Annotated in this window: 14 protein-coding genes; 13 read left to right on the top strand and 1 reads right to left on the bottom strand. The window is 69.6% G+C overall.

Annotation, left to right across the window (positions count from 1 at the left end; all coding sequences use genetic code 11):
• Positions 1 to 227 precede the first annotated feature (227 nt).
• The 13 genes from OG798_RS17505 (at position 228) to OG798_RS17445 (ending at position 14,395) form a co-directional block, all read left to right on the top strand.
• A complete protein-coding gene (locus OG798_RS17505) occupies positions 228 to 1,748 on the top strand; it encodes a UDP-N-acetylmuramoyl-L-alanyl-D-glutamate--2,6-diaminopimelate ligase (protein ID WP_095855154.1) in 1,521 nt (506 codons plus the stop codon).
• Between the two features lie 4 nt (positions 1,749 to 1,752).
• A complete protein-coding gene (locus OG798_RS17500; RefSeq protein ID WP_095855155.1) occupies positions 1,753 to 3,180 on the top strand; it encodes a UDP-N-acetylmuramoyl-tripeptide--D-alanyl-D-alanine ligase in 1,428 nt (475 codons plus the stop codon).
• Positions 3,180 to 4,250 (top strand): phospho-N-acetylmuramoyl-pentapeptide-transferase, encoded by a 1,071-nt coding sequence (mraY, locus tag OG798_RS17495; protein WP_177323990.1) that lies wholly within the window; start codon positions 3,180 to 3,182, stop codon positions 4,248 to 4,250. Before OG798_RS17500 ends, mraY begins: the two co-directional genes overlap by 1 nt.
• Positions 4,232 to 5,656, top strand: coding sequence for a UDP-N-acetylmuramoyl-L-alanine--D-glutamate ligase (murD, locus tag OG798_RS17490; RefSeq protein WP_095855156.1), 1,425 nt, complete (start codon positions 4,232 to 4,234; stop codon positions 5,654 to 5,656). The genes mraY and murD overlap by 19 nt, the downstream gene beginning before the upstream one ends.
• A gap of 120 nt (positions 5,657 to 5,776) precedes the next feature.
• Positions 5,777 to 7,144 (top strand): putative lipid II flippase FtsW, encoded by a 1,368-nt coding sequence (ftsW, locus tag OG798_RS17485; protein WP_095855157.1) that lies wholly within the window; start codon positions 5,777 to 5,779, stop codon positions 7,142 to 7,144.
• A gap of 6 nt (positions 7,145 to 7,150) precedes the next feature.
• On the top strand, positions 7,151 to 8,242 hold the full coding sequence (murG, locus tag OG798_RS17480) for an undecaprenyldiphospho-muramoylpentapeptide beta-N-acetylglucosaminyltransferase (protein WP_054231490.1): 1,092 nt from the start codon (positions 7,151 to 7,153) through the stop codon (positions 8,240 to 8,242).
• A 25-nt stretch (positions 8,243 to 8,267) separates the two neighbouring features.
• The gene (locus tag OG798_RS17475) at positions 8,268 to 9,053 is read left to right on the top strand and encodes a cell division protein FtsQ/DivIB (RefSeq protein ID WP_095855158.1); all 786 of its coding nucleotides are present in this window, start codon (positions 8,268 to 8,270) and stop codon (positions 9,051 to 9,053) included.
• Positions 9,054 to 9,328: 275 nt separating this feature from the next.
• Positions 9,329 to 10,522 (top strand): cell division protein FtsZ, encoded by a 1,194-nt coding sequence (ftsZ, locus tag OG798_RS17470; protein ID WP_095855160.1) that lies wholly within the window; start codon positions 9,329 to 9,331, stop codon positions 10,520 to 10,522.
• A gap of 26 nt (positions 10,523 to 10,548) precedes the next feature.
• Positions 10,549 to 11,256, top strand: coding sequence for a peptidoglycan editing factor PgeF (pgeF, locus tag OG798_RS17465; protein WP_095855161.1), 708 nt, complete (start codon positions 10,549 to 10,551; stop codon positions 11,254 to 11,256).
• Positions 11,257 to 11,262: 6 nt separating this feature from the next.
• The gene (locus OG798_RS17460) at positions 11,263 to 11,982 is read left to right on the top strand and encodes a YggS family pyridoxal phosphate-dependent enzyme (RefSeq protein WP_121416423.1); all 720 of its coding nucleotides are present in this window, start codon (positions 11,263 to 11,265) and stop codon (positions 11,980 to 11,982) included.
• Between the two features lie 129 nt (positions 11,983 to 12,111).
• A complete protein-coding gene (locus tag OG798_RS17455; RefSeq protein WP_067363754.1) occupies positions 12,112 to 12,762 on the top strand; it encodes a cell division protein SepF in 651 nt (216 codons plus the stop codon).
• 51 nt (positions 12,763 to 12,813) lie between these two features.
• On the top strand, positions 12,814 to 13,098 hold the full coding sequence (locus OG798_RS17450) for a YggT family protein (protein ID WP_054231484.1): 285 nt from the start codon (positions 12,814 to 12,816) through the stop codon (positions 13,096 to 13,098).
• A 46-nt stretch (positions 13,099 to 13,144) separates the two neighbouring features.
• Complete coding sequence (locus OG798_RS17445; protein ID WP_054231483.1) at positions 13,145 to 14,395, top strand: DivIVA domain-containing protein; 1,251 nt, start codon at positions 13,145 to 13,147, stop codon at positions 14,393 to 14,395.
• A gap of 556 nt (positions 14,396 to 14,951) precedes the next feature.
• Here OG798_RS17445 and ileS read toward each other — a convergent pair.
• On the bottom strand, positions 14,952 to 18,110 hold the full coding sequence (ileS, locus tag OG798_RS17440; RefSeq protein ID WP_267061516.1) for an isoleucine--tRNA ligase: 3,159 nt from the start codon (positions 18,108 to 18,110) through the stop codon (positions 14,952 to 14,954).
• Positions 18,111 to 18,469: the final 359 nt, after the last annotated feature.

Genomic DNA, 18,469 nt, shown 5'->3' with positions numbered 1-18,469 from the left:
TCGATTCCGGCCATATCCCCTGATCAGGACTTGATCAGGGTCCGGCCAGGACCCGGACAAGACCGCACGCACAACGGACCAGGAACCAGCTCGTGACAACGATCACCCCGGATTCCGGGAACCACGGCTCGCCACGCCCCTCGCTTCGCTCCGGCGGGGGTGCGCCCGGTACGCTCACCGCCGTGCCACACGCTGATCAGTCCCAAACCACCCAGAAGGGCGTTCCTGTGACATATCCGGGGCCGCCGCGACCGGTCGAGAACTCCGCCACACCCCTCGCGGAGCTCGCCGATCAGCTGGGTGTCACCGCCCCGGCGTCGAATGCGGGAGTCACGGGCATCACCCATGACTCCCGCGCGGTGCGCCCCGGAGACCTCTACGCCGCGCTGCCGGGCGCCCGCCTGCACGGCGCCGACTTCGTGACGCAGGCGGCCGGTCTCGGCGCGGTCGCCGTGCTGACCGACCCGACCGGCGCCGAGCGCGCCGCCGCCACCGGGCTGCCGGTCCTCGTCGTCGACGACCCGCGCGGCCTGATGGGAGAGCTCGCGGCCACCATCTACGGCCACCCGGGACGCGATCTGCTCCAGATCGGCATCACCGGCACCTCCGGCAAGACCACCACGGCCTATCTCGTCGAGGGCGGGCTGAAGACGCTCCGCTCCACCGGCCTGATCGGCACCGTGGAGATGCGCATCGGCGAGGAGCGCATCAAGTCGGAGCGCACCACCCCCGAAGCAACCGACCTCCAGGCACTGTTCGCGGTGATGCGCGAGCGCGGCGTCGACGCGGTCGCGATGGAGGTCTCCAGCCACGCGCTGGTCCTCGGGCGGGTCGACGGCTGTGTCTTCGACATCGCCGTCTTCAACAACCTCAGCCCGGAACACATGGAGTTCCACTCCGACATGGAGGACTACTTCCGGGCCAAGGCGCAGCTGTTCACACCGCAACGCAGCAAACTCGGCGTCGTCAATCTCGACGACGAGTACGGGCGCAGGCTGGCCGAGGAGGCCACCGTCCCCGTCGTCACCTTCTCCGCCGAAGGACACCCGGACGCCGACTGGCACGCCGAGGAGGTCGAGGTCGGCCCGATGGACTCGGCGTTCGTCGCGGTCGGCCCCAAGGGCGAGCGGATCACCGCCAAGTCGCCGCTCGCGGGCCCCTTCAACGTGGCGAACACCCTCGCCGCGATCGTCGCCCTCGCCGTCGCCGGGATCGACCCGCAGACCGCCGCCGACGGCATCGCCGCCGTCCCGGGCGTGCCGGGCCGCCTGGAGCGCGTGGACGCGGGCCAGCCCTACCTCGCGGTCGTCGACTACGCCCACAAGACGGACGCCGTCGAATCGGTCCTGCGTGCGCTGCGCAAGGTCACCGAGGGCAGGCTGCACGTCGTGCTCGGCTGCGGCGGCGACCGTGACAAGACCAAGCGGATGCCGATGGGCGCCGCCGCGGCGCGGCTCGCCGACACCGCCGTACTGACATCGGACAATCCCCGCTCGGAGGACCCCCTCGCGATCCTCGCGACGATGCTCGCGGGCGCCGCCGAGGTGCCGGCGCACGAGCGTGGCGAGGTCCAGGTCTTCGAGGACCGGGCCGCCGCCATCGCCGCCGCCGTCGCCCGGGCGCGGCCCGGCGACACCGTGCTGGTCGCGGGCAAGGGCCACGAGCAGGGCCAGGACATCGCCGGGGTGGTGCGTCCCTTCGACGACCGCCAGGTGCTTCGCGAAGCTATCCAGAAGACCCAGGGATGAACTTGTGATCGCCCTCTCCCTCGCCGAGATCGCAGCAGTCGTCGGCGGGCAGACGTACGACATACCGGATCCGGCGGTACAGGTCACCGGACCGGTCGTCAGAGACTCCCGTGAAGTGGAGCCAGGCAGCCTCTTCGTCGCCTTCGCCGGCGAGCGCGTGGACGGCCACGACTTCGCCGAGGCCGTCGTCGCGGCGGGCGCGGTCGCCGTACTGGCCTCCCGGCCCGTCGGCGTGCCCGCGATCGTCGTCGCGGACGTGCAGGCGGCCCTGGGCGCTCTCGCGCGTCACGTCGTCGAACGGCTCGGCGCGACCCTCGTGGCCCTCACCGGCTCCGCGGGCAAGACCAGCACCAAGGACCTGATCGCCCAGGTCCTGCGGAGCAAGGCGCCGACCGTCTTCACGCCCGGCTCGCTCAACAACGAGATCGGGCTGCCGCTGACCGCGCTGAGCGCCACCGAGGAGACCAGGTTCCTCGTCCTGGAGATGGGCGCCCGCGGCATCGGCCACATCAGCTACCTCACGGACCTCACGCCACCGAGGATCGGCCTCGTCCTGAATGTCGGGACCGCCCACATCGGTGAGTTCGGCGGCCGCGAACAGATTGCACAGGCGAAGGGCGAGCTCGTCGAGAGCCTTCCGCCGTCGGAAGCGGGCGGTGTCGCCGTCCTCAACGCCGACGACCCCCTCGTACGCGCCATGGCGTCCCGGACGAAAGCGCGCGTGATCCTCTTCGGAGAGTCCGGCGAAGCGGACGTACGTGCCGAGAACGTCCGTCTCACGGACGCTGGACAGCCCGCATTCAGGCTTCACACACCCTCCGGGTGCAGCGATGTGACCATGCGCCTGTACGGTGAGCATCACGTGTCGAACGCGCTCGCCGCGGCCGCCGTCGCCCATGAGCTGGGCCTGTCCGCAGACGAGATCGCCCTCGCGCTCTCCGAGGCGGGCTCCCTCTCCCGCTGGCGGATGGAGGTCACCGAGCGCCCGGACGGCGTGACGGTCGTCAACGACGCCTACAACGCGAACCCCGAGTCCATGCGAGCCGCCCTGCGCGCGCTCGCGGCAATGGGCAAGGCCGCACAGGCACAAGGGGGTCGCACGTGGGCGGTGCTCGGTCAGATGGCCGAGCTCGGGGACGAGGCGCTCGCCGAGCACGACGCGGTCGGGCGGCTCGCCGTCCGACTCAACGTCAGCAAGCTCGTCGCGGTCGGGGGCAGGGAAGCTTCCTGGCTCCAACTGGGCGCATATAACGAGGGTTCGTGGGGTGAGGAGTCGGTGCACGTGTCCGACGCACAGGCGGCTGTCGACCTGTTGCGCAGCGAGTTGCGCCCGGGGGACGTCGTGCTCGTGAAGGCGTCCCGGTCGGTCGGGCTCGAACGGGTGGCGCAGGCGCTGCTCGACGGTGCCGAGGGTGAGGTCGCGGCCCGATGATGAACCAGATCCTGTTCGCAGGAGTCATTGGTCTGTTCCTGACCCTGATCGGGACCCCGCTGCTGATCAAGCTGCTGGCCCGCAAGGGCTACGGGCAGTACATCCGCGACGACGGCCCGAAGGAGCACCACAGCAAGCGCGGTACTCCGACCATGGGTGGTATCGCCTTCATCCTGGCGACGATCATCGCGTACTTCCTGTCCAAGGTGATCACGGGCAAGCCGCCGACCTTCTCGGGTCTGCTGGTGCTCGGCCTGATGGCCGGCATGGGCCTGGTCGGCTTCCTGGACGACTACATCAAGATCGTCAAGCGGCGTTCGCTCGGTCTGCGGGCCAAGGCGAAGATGGCCGGTCAGCTGATCGTCGGCATCTCCTTCGCGGTCCTCGCGCTGCAGTTCGCGGACAACCACGGCAACACCCCGGCCTCCACCAGGCTCTCCTTCGTGGAGGACTTCGGCTGGACCATCGGCCCGGTGCTCTTCGTGGTCTGGGCCCTGTTCATGATTCTCGCCATGTCGAACGGCGTGAACCTGACCGACGGTCTGGACGGTCTCGCCACCGGCGCTGCGACCATGGTCTTCGGCGCGTACACCTTCATCGGCGTCTGGCAGTTCCAGGAGTCCTGCGCCAACGCGCAGACCCTGACCAACCCGGCCGCCTGCTACGAGGTACGAGATCCACTCGACCTCGCGGTCGTCGCCTCCGCCCTGATGGGAGCCTGCTTCGGCTTCCTGTGGTGGAACACCTCGCCCGCCAAGATCTTCATGGGTGACACCGGCTCGCTGGCCCTCGGCGGCGCGCTCGCCGGCCTCGCGATCTGCTCCCGCACGGAGCTGCTGGTCGCGCTCCTGGGCGGCCTCTTCGTCCTGATCACCATGTCGGTCGTCATCCAGGTCGGCTCCTTCCGGCTCACCGGCAGGCGCGTCTTCCGCATGGCACCACTCCAGCACCACTTCGAACTAAAGGGGTGGTCCGAAGTCCTTGTCGTGGTCCGCTTCTGGATCATCCAGGGCATGTGCGTCATTGTGGGTCTGGGCCTCTTCTACGCAGGATGGGCAGCCAAGAAGTGACCGACTGGCAGGGCAAGCACGTCACCGTCGCCGGGCTCGGCGTCTCCGGCATCCCGGCGGCCAAGGTGCTGCACGGTCTCGGCGCCGTCGTCACGGTCGTCAACGACGGCGACGACGAGCGCTCCCGCGCGCAGGCCGCGGAGCTGGAGGCGCTCGGCATCACCGTGCGCCTCGGTGACGGCGCCACCCTGCCCGAGGGCACCGAGCTCATCGTCACCGCGCCCGGCTGGAAGCCGGACAAGCCGCTGTTCGCTGCGGCCGCCGCGGCGGACGTCCCGGTCTGGGGCGACGTCGAACTGGCCTGGCGGCTGAGAGGTCCCGACGCGGCCCCCTGGCTGGCCGTCACCGGCACCAACGGCAAGACCACGACCGTGCAGATGCTCGCCTCGATCCTGACGGCGGCCGGGCTGCGCACGGCCGCCGTCGGCAACATCGGGGTCTCACTCCTCGACGCGGTCCTCGGCGAGGAGCGGTACGACGTCCTCGCGGTGGAGCTGTCGAGCTATCAGCTGCACTGGGCGCCGTCGCTGCGCGCGCACTCGGCCGCCGTGCTGAACCTGGCACCGGATCACCTCGACTGGCACGGCTCCATGGAGGCGTACGCCGCCGACAAGGGCCGTATCTACGAAGGCAATCGGGTCGCCTGCGTCTACAACCTCGCCGACAAGGCCACCGAGGACCTGGTGCGCGAGGCGGACGTCGAGGAGGGCTGCCGGGCGGTCGGCTTCACCCTCGGCACCCCAGGACCGTCCCAACTGGGCGTCGTGGAAGGCATCCTGGTCGACCGCGCCTTCGTCGAGAACCGGCAGAAGAACGCCCAGGAACTCGCCGAGGTCTCCGACGTCAACCCGCCCGCCCCGCACAACATCGCCAACGCCCTTGCGGCGGCGGCCCTGGCACGCGCCTTCGGGGTGCCCGCCGCGGCCGTACGGGACGGGCTGCGGGCCTTCACACCGGACGCCCACCGCATCGCGCACGTCGCCGACGTGGACGGCGTGGCGTACGTCGACGACTCCAAGGCGACCAACACGCATGCCGCGGAGGCCTCTTTGGCGGCCTACGAGTCGATCGTGTGGATCGCGGGCGGGCTCGCCAAGGGCGCGGCCTTCGACGAGCTGGTCGCCAAGTCGGCCAAGCGACTTCGGGGCGTCGTGCTCATCGGCGCGGATCGGGCTCTGATCCGTGAAGCCCTTGTGCGACACGCGCCGGAAGTACCCGTCGTCGACCTCGACCGGACCGACACTGGGGCGATGCTCGCGGCGGTTCGGGAGGCGCGGGGGCTCGCCCGCGAGGGCGACACGGTGTTGCTGGCGCCGGCCTGTGCCTCCATGGACATGTTCGTCAACTACAACAAGCGCGGGGACGCGTTCGCGGAGGCGGTCCGCGAACTCGGCGCGAGCGCCTGACGGCGGGTCTCGGACGGTCCGGGCGCGCCCGGGACCCTTGGGAGGGACGCGTGACGCCATGGTGGGGACCCCCATCGCCCTGTGGGACGCCCTCCCGGGGCATGGCGGACGGAGCCGGTGATGGCCAGTAGCCGTACTGGCCGTCCCCCCGTCCAGCGTGCCCCACGGCGCCCCGCCGGACGCCCCCGTCCCCCGCGCGACAACTCCCTGCGCCTGCTCGTCCTGCGCGCCCGCAAGGCCTGGGACCGTCCACTCACCGCGTACTATCTGATCTTCGGCAGCAGCCTGTTGATCACCGTGCTGGGCCTCGTGATGGTCTACTCGGCCTCGATGATCACGGCGCTGCAGCTGTCGCTGCCGGGGTCGTTCTTCTTCCGCAAACAGTTCCTCGCCGCCTCCATCGGCACCGTGCTGCTCCTGATCGCCATGCGGGTACCGGTGAAACTGCATCGGGCGCTGGCGTACCCGATCCTGGCCGGCGCTGTCTTCCTGATGATCCTCGTGCAGGTCCCGGGGATAGGGATGGCGGTCAACGGCAACCAGAACTGGATCTCCCTCGGCGGCTCGTTCCAGATCCAGCCCAGCGAGTTCGGCAAGCTCGCGCTCGTGCTGTGGGGCGCCGACCTGCTCGCCCGCAAACAGGACAAGGGCATGCTCGGGCAGTGGAAGCACATGCTGGTGCCGCTCGTCCCGGGCGCCTTCCTGCTGCTCGGGCTGATCATGCTCGGCGGCGACATGGGCACGGCGATCATCCTCACCGCCATCCTCTTCGGGCTGCTGTGGCTGGCCGGGGCGCCCACGCGGCTGTTCGGCGGCGTGCTGGCGGTCGCCGTGACCATCGGTTTCATCCTGATCAAGACGAGCCCCAACCGGATGTCCCGGCTCGCCTGCATCGGCGCCACCGAACCCGGCCCGAACGACACCTGCTGGCAGGCCGTGCACGGCATCTACGCGCTGGCCTCCGGCGGATTGTTCGGTTCCGGCCTCGGCGCCAGTGTGGAAAAATGGGGACAACTCCCGGAAGCGCACACCGACTTCATCTTCGCCATCACCGGGGAGGAACTGGGCCTCGCGGGGACGCTGTCGGTGCTCGCCCTCTTCGCGGCTCTAGGCTATGCGGGTATCCGCGTGGCCGGACGCACGGAGGACCCCTTCGTGAGGTATGCCGCGGGAGGCGTGACCACCTGGATCACGGCCCAGGCCGTGATCAACATCGGTGCGGTGCTCGGTCTGCTGCCGATCGCCGGAGTCCCGCTCCCGCTGTTCTCCTACGGAGGGTCCGCCCTGCTGCCGACCATGTTCGCCATCGGGCTGCTGATCGCCTTCGCACGCGACGAGCCCGCTGCGCGGGCGGCGCTTGCGATGCGGCAACCCCGCTTTGGTAGAAAGCGTGCTGCGGTGAGAGGCTCCGCGGGGGCCGCGGGGCCTCGGAGATGGAACACGATGCGACGGCGTGCCTCGGCGGCGCGTTCGTCCGGAGAGCGGTGAATTTCGGTGCATGTCGTACTCGCCGGCGGGGGGACCGCCGGCCACATCGAGCCCGCGCTCGCCCTCGCGGACGCCCTGCGCAGGCAGGACCCGACCGTGGGGATCACGGCCCTGGGCACGGAACGCGGACTTGAGACCCGGCTCGTACCGGAGCGGGGTTACGAACTCGCGCTGATCCCCGCCGTTCCGCTGCCCCGCAAGCCCACACCCGAGCTGATCACCGTCCCGGGACGGCTGCGCGGCACGATCAAGGCGGCCGAGCAGGTCCTGGAGCGCACCAAGGCGGACGCGGTCGTCGGCTTCGGTGGCTATGTGGCGCTGCCCGCCTACCTCGCGGCCAAGCGCCTCGGTGTGCCGATCGTGATCCACGAGGCCAACGCACGGCCGGGCCTCGCCAACAAGATCGGTTCCCGGTACGCGGCGCAGGTCGCCGTCTCGACCCCGGACAACAAGCTGCGCGGCGCCCGCTACATCGGCATCCCGCTGCGCCGCTCGATCGCCACCCTCGACCGGGCCGCCGTGCGCCCCGAGGCGCGCGCCGCGTTCGGTCTCGACCCCTCGCTGCCGACCTTGCTGGTTTCCGGCGGCTCGCAGGGCGCACGGCGCCTCAACGAGGTCGTCCAGCAGGCGGCTCCCTACCTCCAGCAGGCCGGTATCCAGATCCTGCACGCGGTCGGCCCGAAGAACGAACTGCCGCAGGTCCACCAGATGCCGGGAATGCCCCCGTACATCCCGGTACCGTACGTGGACCGGATGGACCTCGCGTACGCCGCGGCCGACATGATGCTCTGTCGCGCGGGCGCGATGACCGTCGCCGAACTCTCCGCCGTCGGGCTGCCCGCCGCCTACGTCCCGCTGCCCATCGGCAACGGCGAACAGCGGCTGAACGCCCAGCCGGTGGTCAAGGCCGGTGGCGGTCTCCTTGTCGACGACGCGGAGCTGACACCTGCGTGGGTTCAGCAGAACGTGCTGCCCGTGCTGGCCGACCCGCACCGGCTGTACGAGATGTCCCGCGCCGCCAGCGAGTTCGGCCGCCGGGACGCCGACGACCTGCTCGTCGGCATGGTGTACGAGGCGATCGCCTCTCGCCACCGCTAGGACCGCATGAGGGAAGGCAGGGAGCGTGGCCGGACCGACGACCGCCGAGCGCGGTGAACGGCAGAAGTTGGAGTCCGGCTCGCCCCGCCTCAGGCGGTTGCGTCGCCTTCGTATGCTCATCATCCTTTTGGTCGCGGTGGTGTTGGTGACGGCGGCCGCAATCTGGCTGCTCTACGGCTCACCGTGGCTGCGGGCCGAGAAGGTGTCGGTCTCCGGGGTGCGGGTCCTGACGGACCAGCAAGTGCGCGACGCGGCCGACGTGGCGGTCGGATCGCCGCTGATTTCCATCGATACCGACGCCATTGAGGCGCGATTGCGCCGGAAATTGCCCCGAATTGACTCGGTTGATGTCGTCCGTTCCTGGCCGCACGGAATCGGGCTGAAAGTGGCCGAGCGCACCCCGGTGCTCATTCTCAAAAACACCGGAAACGGCGGCAAGTACATCGAAGTGGACGCCAAGGGTGTGCGTTTCGCGACGGTTTCGGCCGCCCCGAGGGGTGTGCCCGCACTGGAATTGGCGGTGTCCAAGCCGGCCGTTCTGCGCCGCTTCCCGGTCGACCGGCTGGTGCGCGAGGCGGTGGGGGTGGCCGGGGACATTCCGGCCGCAGTCCGTCGCGACACCCGGATCGTCAAGGTCCGTTCGTACGACTCGATCTCGCTGGAGTTGAGCGGCGGACGCAGCGTCGAGTGGGGGAGCGGCGAGAAGGGTCGCGCGAAGGCCAGGACGCTCACCGCTCTCATGAAAGCAGCTCCAGGGGCCCGGCACTTCGATGTGAGTGCCCCCATCGCCCCTGCGTCATCGGGGAGTTGACGCACATTTGCGCAGGCCAGCACCCTGGTTGGGCAGCGCTACGCCTGATCACATAGGGTGAAAAGAAAAACGGGAGGTTCGGCGTGTTCGTTGAACGTGCGCCACTTGTCGACTTAGTGTCCTGTTCGGAAGAGTCCAAGGAACAGACACACTGGTAACCCTAAACTTCAGCGTTAGGGTTCGGGTCGGCGTTCGGACCGTCCCATTCGGCATCAGTCGTCGGATCGCGAGCGTGCGAGGCGACGACACGTAACTCGAGGCGAGAGGCCTTCGACGTGGCAGCACCGCAGAACTACCTCGCAGTCATCAAAGTCATCGGTGTCGGCGGCGGTGGTGTCAATGCCATCAACCGGATGATCGAGGTCGGTCTCAAGGGCGTCGAGTTCATCGCCATCAACACGGACGCGCAAGCTCTGTTGATGAGCGACGCCGACGTCAAGCTCGACGTCGGCCGCGAACTCACGCGCGGACTCGGCGCCGGAGCCAACCCGGCCGTCGGCCGCAAGGCGGCCGAGGACCACCGCGAGGAGATCGAGGAGGTCCTCAAGGGGGCCGACATGGTCTTCGTGACGGCCGGTGAAGGCGGCGGCACCGGCACCGGCGGCGCGCCCGTCGTGGCCAACATCGCCCGCTCGCTCGGCGCCCTGACCATCGGCGTGGTCACCCGGCCCTTCACCTTCGAAGGACGGCGTCGCGCCAACCAGGCCGAGGACGGCATCGCGGAACTCCGTGAAGAGGTCGACACCCTCATCGTCATCCCGAACGACCGGCTGCTGTCCATCTCGGACCGCCAGGTCTCCGTCCTCGACGCCTTCAAGTCGGCGGACCAGGTCCTGCTGTCCGGTGTTCAGGGCATCACCGATCTCATCACCACGCCCGGTCTGATCAACCTCGACTTCGCCGACGTCAAGTCCGTGATGTCCGAGGCGGGTTCCGCGCTCATGGGCATCGGCTCGGCCCGCGGCGACGACCGCGCCGTGGCGGCAGCCGAGATGGCGATCTCCTCGCCGCTCCTGGAAGCCTCCATCGACGGCGCACGCGGCGTCCTGCTCTCCATCTCCGGCGGCTCCGACCTCGGCCTGTTCGAGATCAACGAGGCCGCCCAGCTGGTCAGCGAGGCCGCACACCCCGAGGCCAACATCATCTTCGGCGCGGTCATCGACGACGCGCTCGGTGACGAGGTGCGGGTCACCGTGATCGCCGCCGGCTTCGACGGCGGCCAGCCGCCGGCCAAGCGGGACAACATCCTCGGCTCCACCTCCGCCAAGCAGCGCGAGGAGCCAGCGCCGGTACGGGCCTCCGAGAGCCGTCCTTCCTTCGGCTCGCTCGGCAGCGTCACGCCGAAGGAGGCCCAGGAGCCCACCCCGGAGCCGGTCAACGAGGTCCAGGTCGCACCGCCGGTCCCGCCGTCCCGCGCCTACTCGGACAGCGCGGCCGAGGAGCTGGACGTGCCGGACTTCCTGAAGTGATAGGACATCGCTCCGAAACGAGCACCGTGAGCGGCGCGCGCTTCGCCTTCACCGACCGGTGGGGCGGGGTGAGCGCCGTTCCGTACGAGGCGCTCAACCTCGGCGGAGCGGTCGGCGACGACCCGGACGCCGTACGGACCAATCGTGAACTGGCCGCCAAGTCCCTCGGGCTGGACCCGGCCCTGGTCGTCTGGATGAACCAGGTGCACGGGCCGGACGTGGCGGTGGTCGACGGACCGTGGCTCTCCGCGGAGATCCCTTCCGTCGACGCGATCGTGACCGCGCGGCGCGGGCTCGCCCTCGCCGTCCTCACCGCCGACTGCACGCCGGTCCTGCTGGCCGACCCGGTCGCCGGGATCGCGGCCGCCGCCCACGCGGGACGGCCCGGCATGGTCGCCGGGGTCGTCCCCGCCGCCGTACGGGCCATGGTGGAGCTCGGCGCCGAGCCCGAGCGGATCGTCGCCCGCACCGGACCCGCGGTCTGCGGCCGGTGCTACGAAGTGCCGGACGAGATGCGCGCCGAAGTCGCCGCCATCGAGCCGGCGGCGTACGCCGAGACCAGCTGGGGCACTCCCGCGGTCGATGTGACCGCCGGAGTGCACGCGCAGCTGGAACGGCTCGGGGTGTGCGACCGGGCGCAGTCGCCGGTGTGCACGCTGGAGTCGGACGACCACTTCTCGTATCGACGGGACCGCACGACCGGGCGGCTCGCGGGCTATGTCTGGCTGGACTGATGGGGCATGACGGAACGTAAGGCTCAACTCGCCGGAAATCTGGCGAAAGTGGAAGAGCGCATCACGGCGGCCTGTGTGGCCGCCGGGCGCAAGCGTGAAGAGGTGACCCTGATCGTGGTCACCAAGACCTACCCCGCCGGCGACGTGCGGCTCCTGTCGGAACTCGGTGTGCGCAACGTCGCCGAGAACCGGGACCAGGATGCGGCACCCAAGGCCGCGGCTTGCTCGGATCTGCCCCTCTCGTGGCATTTTGTCGGTCAGTTGCAGACCAACAAGGTGCGATCTGTGGTCGGTTACGCGGATGTGGTGCAGTCCGTGGACCGTGCCCGACTTGTCACGGCCCTGTCGAAGGAAGCGGTGCGGGTGGAGCGCGAGGTGGGCTGCCTCATCCAGGTCGCACTGGACGCGCAGGAGAGTGGCCGGGGTGAGCGGGGAGGCGTCGGAGTCGGCGGAATCGAAGAGTTGGCCGACCTCGTCGCCGGGGCGCCCGGGCTCCGGCTCGACGGACTGATGACCGTCGCACCGCTCGCCGGGGTGTACGCCGGGCGCCAACAAGCGGCGTTCGAGCGGCTGATGGATTTGTCGACTGCTATGCGCCGCACGCATCCGGCTGCGAACATGGTGTCTGCAGGGATGAGTGCGGACCTCGAGCAGGCCGTGGCGGCCGGAGCGACACATGTACGCGTCGGTACGGCGGTACTCGGAGTCCGACCCGGGCTCGGGTAACGTCGCCAAGAAGTCGGACCACAGCAGAAAATATGGTCATTACCGCCACTGGCGGGCATAACGACCTCGTGGATCGCGGGCACTTGGCAATTCGTCAGCCGATCCACCACAGAGCGGAGGACTCAGAGCATGGCCGGCGCGATGCGCAAGATGGCGGTCTACCTCGGCCTCGTGGAGGACGATGGGTACGACGGCAGGGGTTTCGACCCCGATGACGAGTTCGAGCCCGAGCTCGACCCGGAGCCCGAGCGTGACCGGCGGCGGCACGAGCCGCCCCACCAGTCGCATCAGGCACACCAGGCACATCAGTCCCAACGGGATGAATCGGTACGAATGGTGCAGCCTCCGGCGCCTCGCGATCCGGTGCCGCATTCCGCTTCGCTCACTGCGGAATCCAGCCGTCCGGCGCGGATCGCGCCCGTGGCATCCATCACACAAGAACGCGCAAGCCTGGAGAAGAACGCACCGGTGATCATGCCCAAGGTCGTGTCGGAACGAGAGCCGTACCGGATCACCACTCTTCACCCGCGGACCTACAACGAGGCCCGTACCATCGGGGAACACTTCCGTGAGGGCACCCCGGTGATCATGAATCTGACTGAGATGGATGACACAGATGCGAAGCGACTTGTCGACTTTGCGGCCGGTTTGGTGTTTGGTCTCCACGGCAGCATCGAGCGGGTGACGCAGAAGGTGTTCCTGTTGTCGCCTGCTAACGTCGATGTCACGGCGGAGGACAAGGCCCGCATCGCAGAGGGCGGGTTCTTCAACCAGAGCTGAGACGCATGACCGGATCAAGGTACGGAAACAGGGGAGAGGGAAGCACGGATCATGAGCGTGGTCGGGCAGGTTCTCTACATCGCGCTGACGTGTTTCCTCGTCGTGTTGATTTTCCGGTTGGTCATGGACTACGTCTTCCAGTTCGCCCGCTCATGGCAACCCGGCAAGGCGATGGTGGTCGTTCTCGAGGCCACCTACACTGTCACCGATCCACCGCTCAAGCTTCTGCGGCGGTTCATTCCGCCGCTGCGTCTCGGGGGCGTGGCGCTCGACCTGTCCTTCTTCGTACTGATGATCATCGTCTACATCCTGATCTCCGTCGTGAGCCGGCTGTGAACGATACGGTCTTGCCGAATGCCGACGACTACGTTGAGGTGAAGAGATGCCGTTGACCCCCGAGGACGTGCGGAACAAGCAGTTCACGACCGTCCGCCTCCGAGAAGGCTATGACGAGGACGAGGTCGATGCCTTCCTCGACGAGGTTGAAGCCGAACTGACGCGACTGCTCCGCGAGAACGAGGATCTGCGCGCCAAACTGGCGGCGGCCACGCGCGCGGCTGCGCAGAACCAGCAGCAGGGCATGCGCAAGCCGCCCGAGCAGCAGGACCAGCAGGGCCCGCCGCAGGGCATGCGAGGTCCCGGCGCCCCCGTACCCGCCGGCATATCGGGCCCGCCGCAGCAGCAGATGGGTGGCCCCATGGGTGGGCCGCCCCAGCTGCCGAGCGGTGCGCCGCAGCTGCCCGCGGGCCCCAGCGCCCAGGGCGGCCAGCAGGGCCAGGGCCCCATGGGTCAGGGTCCGATGGGCCAGGGCCCCATGGGTCAGGGTCCGATGGGGCAGGGCCCCATGGGTCAGGGTCCGATGGGCCAGGGCCAGATGGGTCAGGGTCCGATGGGCCAGGGCCCCGGTCAGCAGATGCAGCAGCAGATGCCGGGCCAGATGCAGCCCCAGATGCAGCAGCAGATGGGCGGCCCGATGGGCGGCCCCATGGGTGGACCCATGGGCGGTCACGGCCCGCAGATGCCGCAGCAGGGCCCCGGTGGCGACAGCGCCGCGCGTGTCCTCTCGCTGGCTCAGCAGACCGCCGACCAGGCGATCGCCGAGGCGCGCTCCGAGGCCAACAAGATCGTCGGTGAGGCCCGCAGCCGCGCCGAGGGTCTCGAGCGTGACGCCCGTGCCAAGGCCGACGCGCTGGAGCGGGACGCGCAGGAGAAGCACCGCGTCGCGATGGGCTCCCTGGAGTCCGCCCGCGCCACGTTGGAGCGCAAGGTCGAGGACCTGCGTGGCTTCGAGCGCGAGTACCGCACGCGTCTGAAGTCCTACCTGGAGTCGCAGCTGCGCCAGCTGGAGACGCAGGCGGACGACTCGCTCGCCCCGCCGCGCACTCCGGCCACGGCTTCCCTGCCGTCGCCCTCCGCGCCCTCGATGGCTCCGGCCGGCGCGAGTGCGCCGTCGTACGGCGGTCAGGGCATGGGCGGTGCCCCGGCACCGGCGGCGCCCTCCTACGGCGGGCAGCAGCAGATGTCGCCGGCCATGACCCAGCCGATGGCTCCGGTACGGCCCCAGGGGCCGTCGCCGATGCAGCAGGCTCCCTCGCCGATGCGTGGGTTCCTCATCGACGAGGACGACAACTGACGGCCTTGAGTACGCCTTAGGCGTCGGCAGCGTTCAGGGCGGAGCCCCGGATTATTCCGGGGCTCCGCCCTTTTGCCGTGCTGGTTCGGGCGGGGAAATTTCGGGCGGGCGTGCGGTTCCTTGGGGCATCTGTACGGGGTACGCAACGCCGAAGGCCGGGGCCCACCAAGATCTTTGGTGGGCCCCGGCCTTCGTTCTTCGGCTGCGGGTGGGTGGGGGCTGGTCGCGCAGTTCCCCGCGCCCCTGAGGCGGGGGCTTCGCCCCGCATCCCCCCGGCCGCCCGAAGTCGTTTGGCTGCGGGCCGGTGGGGGTTGCTCGCGCAGTTCCCCGCGCCCCTAAGAGCCTTCAGCCTGTCCGGCGTTTGAGGACGAGGCCGTTGAGGGCCCCTGGGGGGCCTGGGGCGCAGCCCCGGCCCCCCAGGGGCGCGGGGAACTGCGCGATCGGCCCCCACCGGCCCGCAGCCGACGAACCCACCCGGGGGTCTGGGGGCGGAGCCCCCAGGTAGGGATGGGACGGGTAGGGGCGGCGGGGGCGAGGAACGGTCCCGCCGCCCGGGCTACGCCTTGCGGAGGCGGAAGGTGAGGGACAGGCCCTCGTCGGTGAACGGGGCGCCGTAGGTGTCGTCGGCCTCGCCCTGGGCGAAGTCGGTGGCGAGGACCTCGTCGGCGATCAGCGCGGCGTGCTCGTTCAGAGCGGCGATGACGGCCGGGTCGGTGGACGTCCAGCGCAGAGCGATCCGGTCGGCCACGTCGAGGCCGCTGTTCTTGCGGGCCTCCTGGATCAGCCGGATCGCGTCACGGGCGAGGCCCGCCTGCCGCAGCTCCTCGGTGATCTCCAGGTCGAGGGCGACCGTGGCACCCGAGTCGGACGCCACCGACCACCCCTCGCGCGGGGTCTCCGTGATGATGACCTCGTCCGCGGCCAGCGGCACCGTCTCGCCGTCGACCTCCACCGAGGCGGTGCCCTCGCGCAGGGCGAGGGAGAGGGCCGCCGCGTCCGTCTCGGCGATCACCTTGGCGACCGCCTGGACGCCCTTGCCGAAGCGCTTGCCCAGCGCGCGGAAGTTCGCCTTGGCCGTGGTGTCGACCAGCGAGCCGCCCACCTCGGAGAGGGAGGCGAGGGAAGTGACGTTCAGCTCCTCGGTGATCTGCGCGTGCAGCTCCCCGTCGAGGGACTCGAAGCCGATCGCCCCGACCAGCGCGCGGGACAGCGGCTGGCGCGTCTTGACGCCCGACTCCGCGCGCGTGGCGCGGCCCAGCTCCACGAGACGCCTCACGAGGACCATCTGCCGCGACAGCTCCGGGTCGATGGCGGACAGGTCCGCCTCCGGCCACGAGGACAGGTGTACGGACTCGGGGGCGCCCGGCGTCACGGGGACGATCAGGTCCTGCCAGACCCGCTCGGTGATGAACGGGGTCAGCGGGGCCATCAGCCGCGTGATGGTCTCCACGACCTCGTGCAGCGTGCGCAGCGCGGCCTTGTCGCCCTGCCAGAAGCGGCGGCGGGAGCGGCGCACGTACCAGTTCGAGAGGTCGTCGACGAACGCGGAGAGGAGCTTTCCGGCACGCTGGGTGTCGTACGCCTCCAGTGCCTGGGTGACCTGGTCGGTGAGCGCGTGCAGCTCGGAGAGCAGCCAGCGGTCCAGGACCGGACGGTCGGCCGGGGCCGGGTCGGCCTCGGAGGGGGCCCAGTCGGAGGTGCGGGCGTACAGGGCCTGGAAGGCGACCGTGTTCCAGTAGGTGAGGAGCGTCTTGCGCACCACCTCCTGGATGGTGCCGTGACCGACGCGGCGGGCCGCCCAGGGGGAGCCGCCGGCCGCCATGAACCAGCGCACCGCGTCCGCGCCGTGCTGATCCATCAGCGGGATCGGCTGCAGGATGTTGCCCAGGTGCTTGGACATCTTGCGGCCGTCCTCGGCGAGGATGTGGCCCAGGCACACGACGTTCTCGTACGACGACTTGTCGAAGACGAGGGTGCCGACCGCCATGAGGGTGTAGAACCAGCCGCGGGTCTGGTCGATGGCCTCCGAGATGAACTGCGCCGGGTAGCGGCTCTCGAAGAGCTCCTTGTTCTTGTACGGGTAGCCCCACTGCGCGAACGGCATCGAACCCGAGTCGTACCAGGCGTCGATGACCTCCGGCACGCGGGTCGCCGTACGTCCGCAGCCGTCCTGCGGGCACGCGAAGGTGACCTCGTCGATGAACGGGCGGTGCGGGTCCAGGTTCGACTGGTCGGTGCCCGTCAGCTCGGAGAGCTCGGCGCGGGAGCCGACACAGGTGAGATGGCCCTCCTCGCAGCGCCACAGCGGGAGCGGGGTGCCCCAGTAGCGGCTGCGGGACAGCGCCCAGTCGACGTTGTTGTTCAGCCAGTCGCCGAAGCGGCCGTGCTTGACGGACTCCGGGAACCAGTTGGTCTTCTCGTTCTCCTGGAGGAGACGGTCCTTGATGGCGGTGGTGCGGATGTACCAGGACGGCTGCGCGTAGTAGAGGAGCGCGGTGTGGCAGCGCCAGCAGTGCGGGTAGCTGTGCTCGTAGGGGATGTGCTTGAAGAGCAGACCGCGCTGCTGGAGATCCTCGGTGAGCTTTTCGTCCGCCTTCTTGAAGAAGACACCGCCGACGAGCGGGACGCTCTCCTCGAAGGTGCCGTTCGGGCGGACGGGGTTCACCACCGGCAGTCCGTACGCCCGGCAGACCTTGAGGTCGTCCTCACCGAAGGCGGGGGACTGGTGGACCAGACCCGTGCCGTCCTCGGTCGTCACGTACTCGGCGTTGACCACGTAGTGGGTTTCCACGTCCGTGGGGAACTCGACGAGCTCGAACGGACGTTGATACGTCCAGCGCTCCATCTCGGCGCCGGTGAAGGTCTCACCGGTGGTCTCCCAGCCCTCGCCGAGCGCCTTCTCGACGAGCGGCGCGGCGACGACGAGCTTCTCGTCGCCAGATGGGCCCTTCGTCGCGACGACGTAGGTGACCTCGGGGTGCGCGGCGACCGCGGTGTTGGAGACCAGCGTCCACGGGGTCGTCGTCCACACCAGGAGCGAGGCCTGGCCGGCCAGCGGACCGGAGGTGAGTGGGAAGCGGACGTACACGGACGGGTCGACGACCGTCTCGTAGCCCTGCGCCAGCTCGTGGTCCGACAGACCTGTCTCGTCGCGCGGGCACCACGGGGCCACGCGGTAGTCCTGGACCAGCAGACCCTTGTTGAAGATCTCCTTGAGCGACCACCACACGGACTCCACGTACTCGGGGTCCATCGTGCGGTACGCGTCGTCCAGGTCGACCCAGTAGCCCATGCGGTTCGTGAGCTCGGTGAACGCGTCGGTGTGACGGGTCACGGACTCGCGGCACTTGGCGTTGAACTCGGCGATGCCGTACGCCTCGATGTCCTGCTTGCCCGTGAAGCCGAGCTCCTTCTCCACCGCGAGCTCGACCGGGAGGCCGTGGCAGTCCCAGCCGGCCTTGCGGGCCACGTGATAGCCGCGCATGGTGCGAAAGCGCGGGAAGACGTCCTTGAAGACGCGCGCCTCGATGTGGTGGGCGCCCGGCATGCCGTTCGCGGTGGGCGGGCCCTCGTAGAACACCCACTCAGGGTGGCCCTCGGACTGCTCAAGGCTCTTGGCGAAGATCTTCTGCTCGCGCCAGAAGTCGAGCACGGCGTGCTCGAGGGCGGGCAGGTCGACCTGGGCGGGCACCTGGCGGTACGTCGGCGTTGTCATCAGCGAGCTTCCTCCGGCGGACTTTCTGCCTTCCGTCCGGAGGGACGAGAGCCTGGGCAGCCATCTCCTGGATGCTGCGGACGCCGTGCGCGGCGCGCTCCCGCGGTACCACCCTCCTTGGCTCCCCGGTGCGTGCTGTGCACCAGTGAGCCCCCTCATTGGGGTCGCGATGCCGGTTCTACCGGCCGCTGCTCGCTCGCTGCGGCTTTCTTCCGGCGGCTCCGGGGTGATCTTCGCGTCGCGCTCGCCCCCGGGCTTCCACCGTCCCCGGGTCGCTCCTGGCTGCGTACGCCGCTACTCGTCCCCATCCACGCTTCTCGCTGCGCCCAGTGTACGGCGCCGCGCGGACAGCGGCCGAC

This window comes from Streptomyces sp. NBC_00271 (assembly GCF_036178845.1).
Lineage (GTDB): Bacteria > Actinomycetota > Actinomycetes > Streptomycetales > Streptomycetaceae > Streptomyces.
This window is presented reverse-complemented; position numbering and strand designations above follow the sequence as displayed.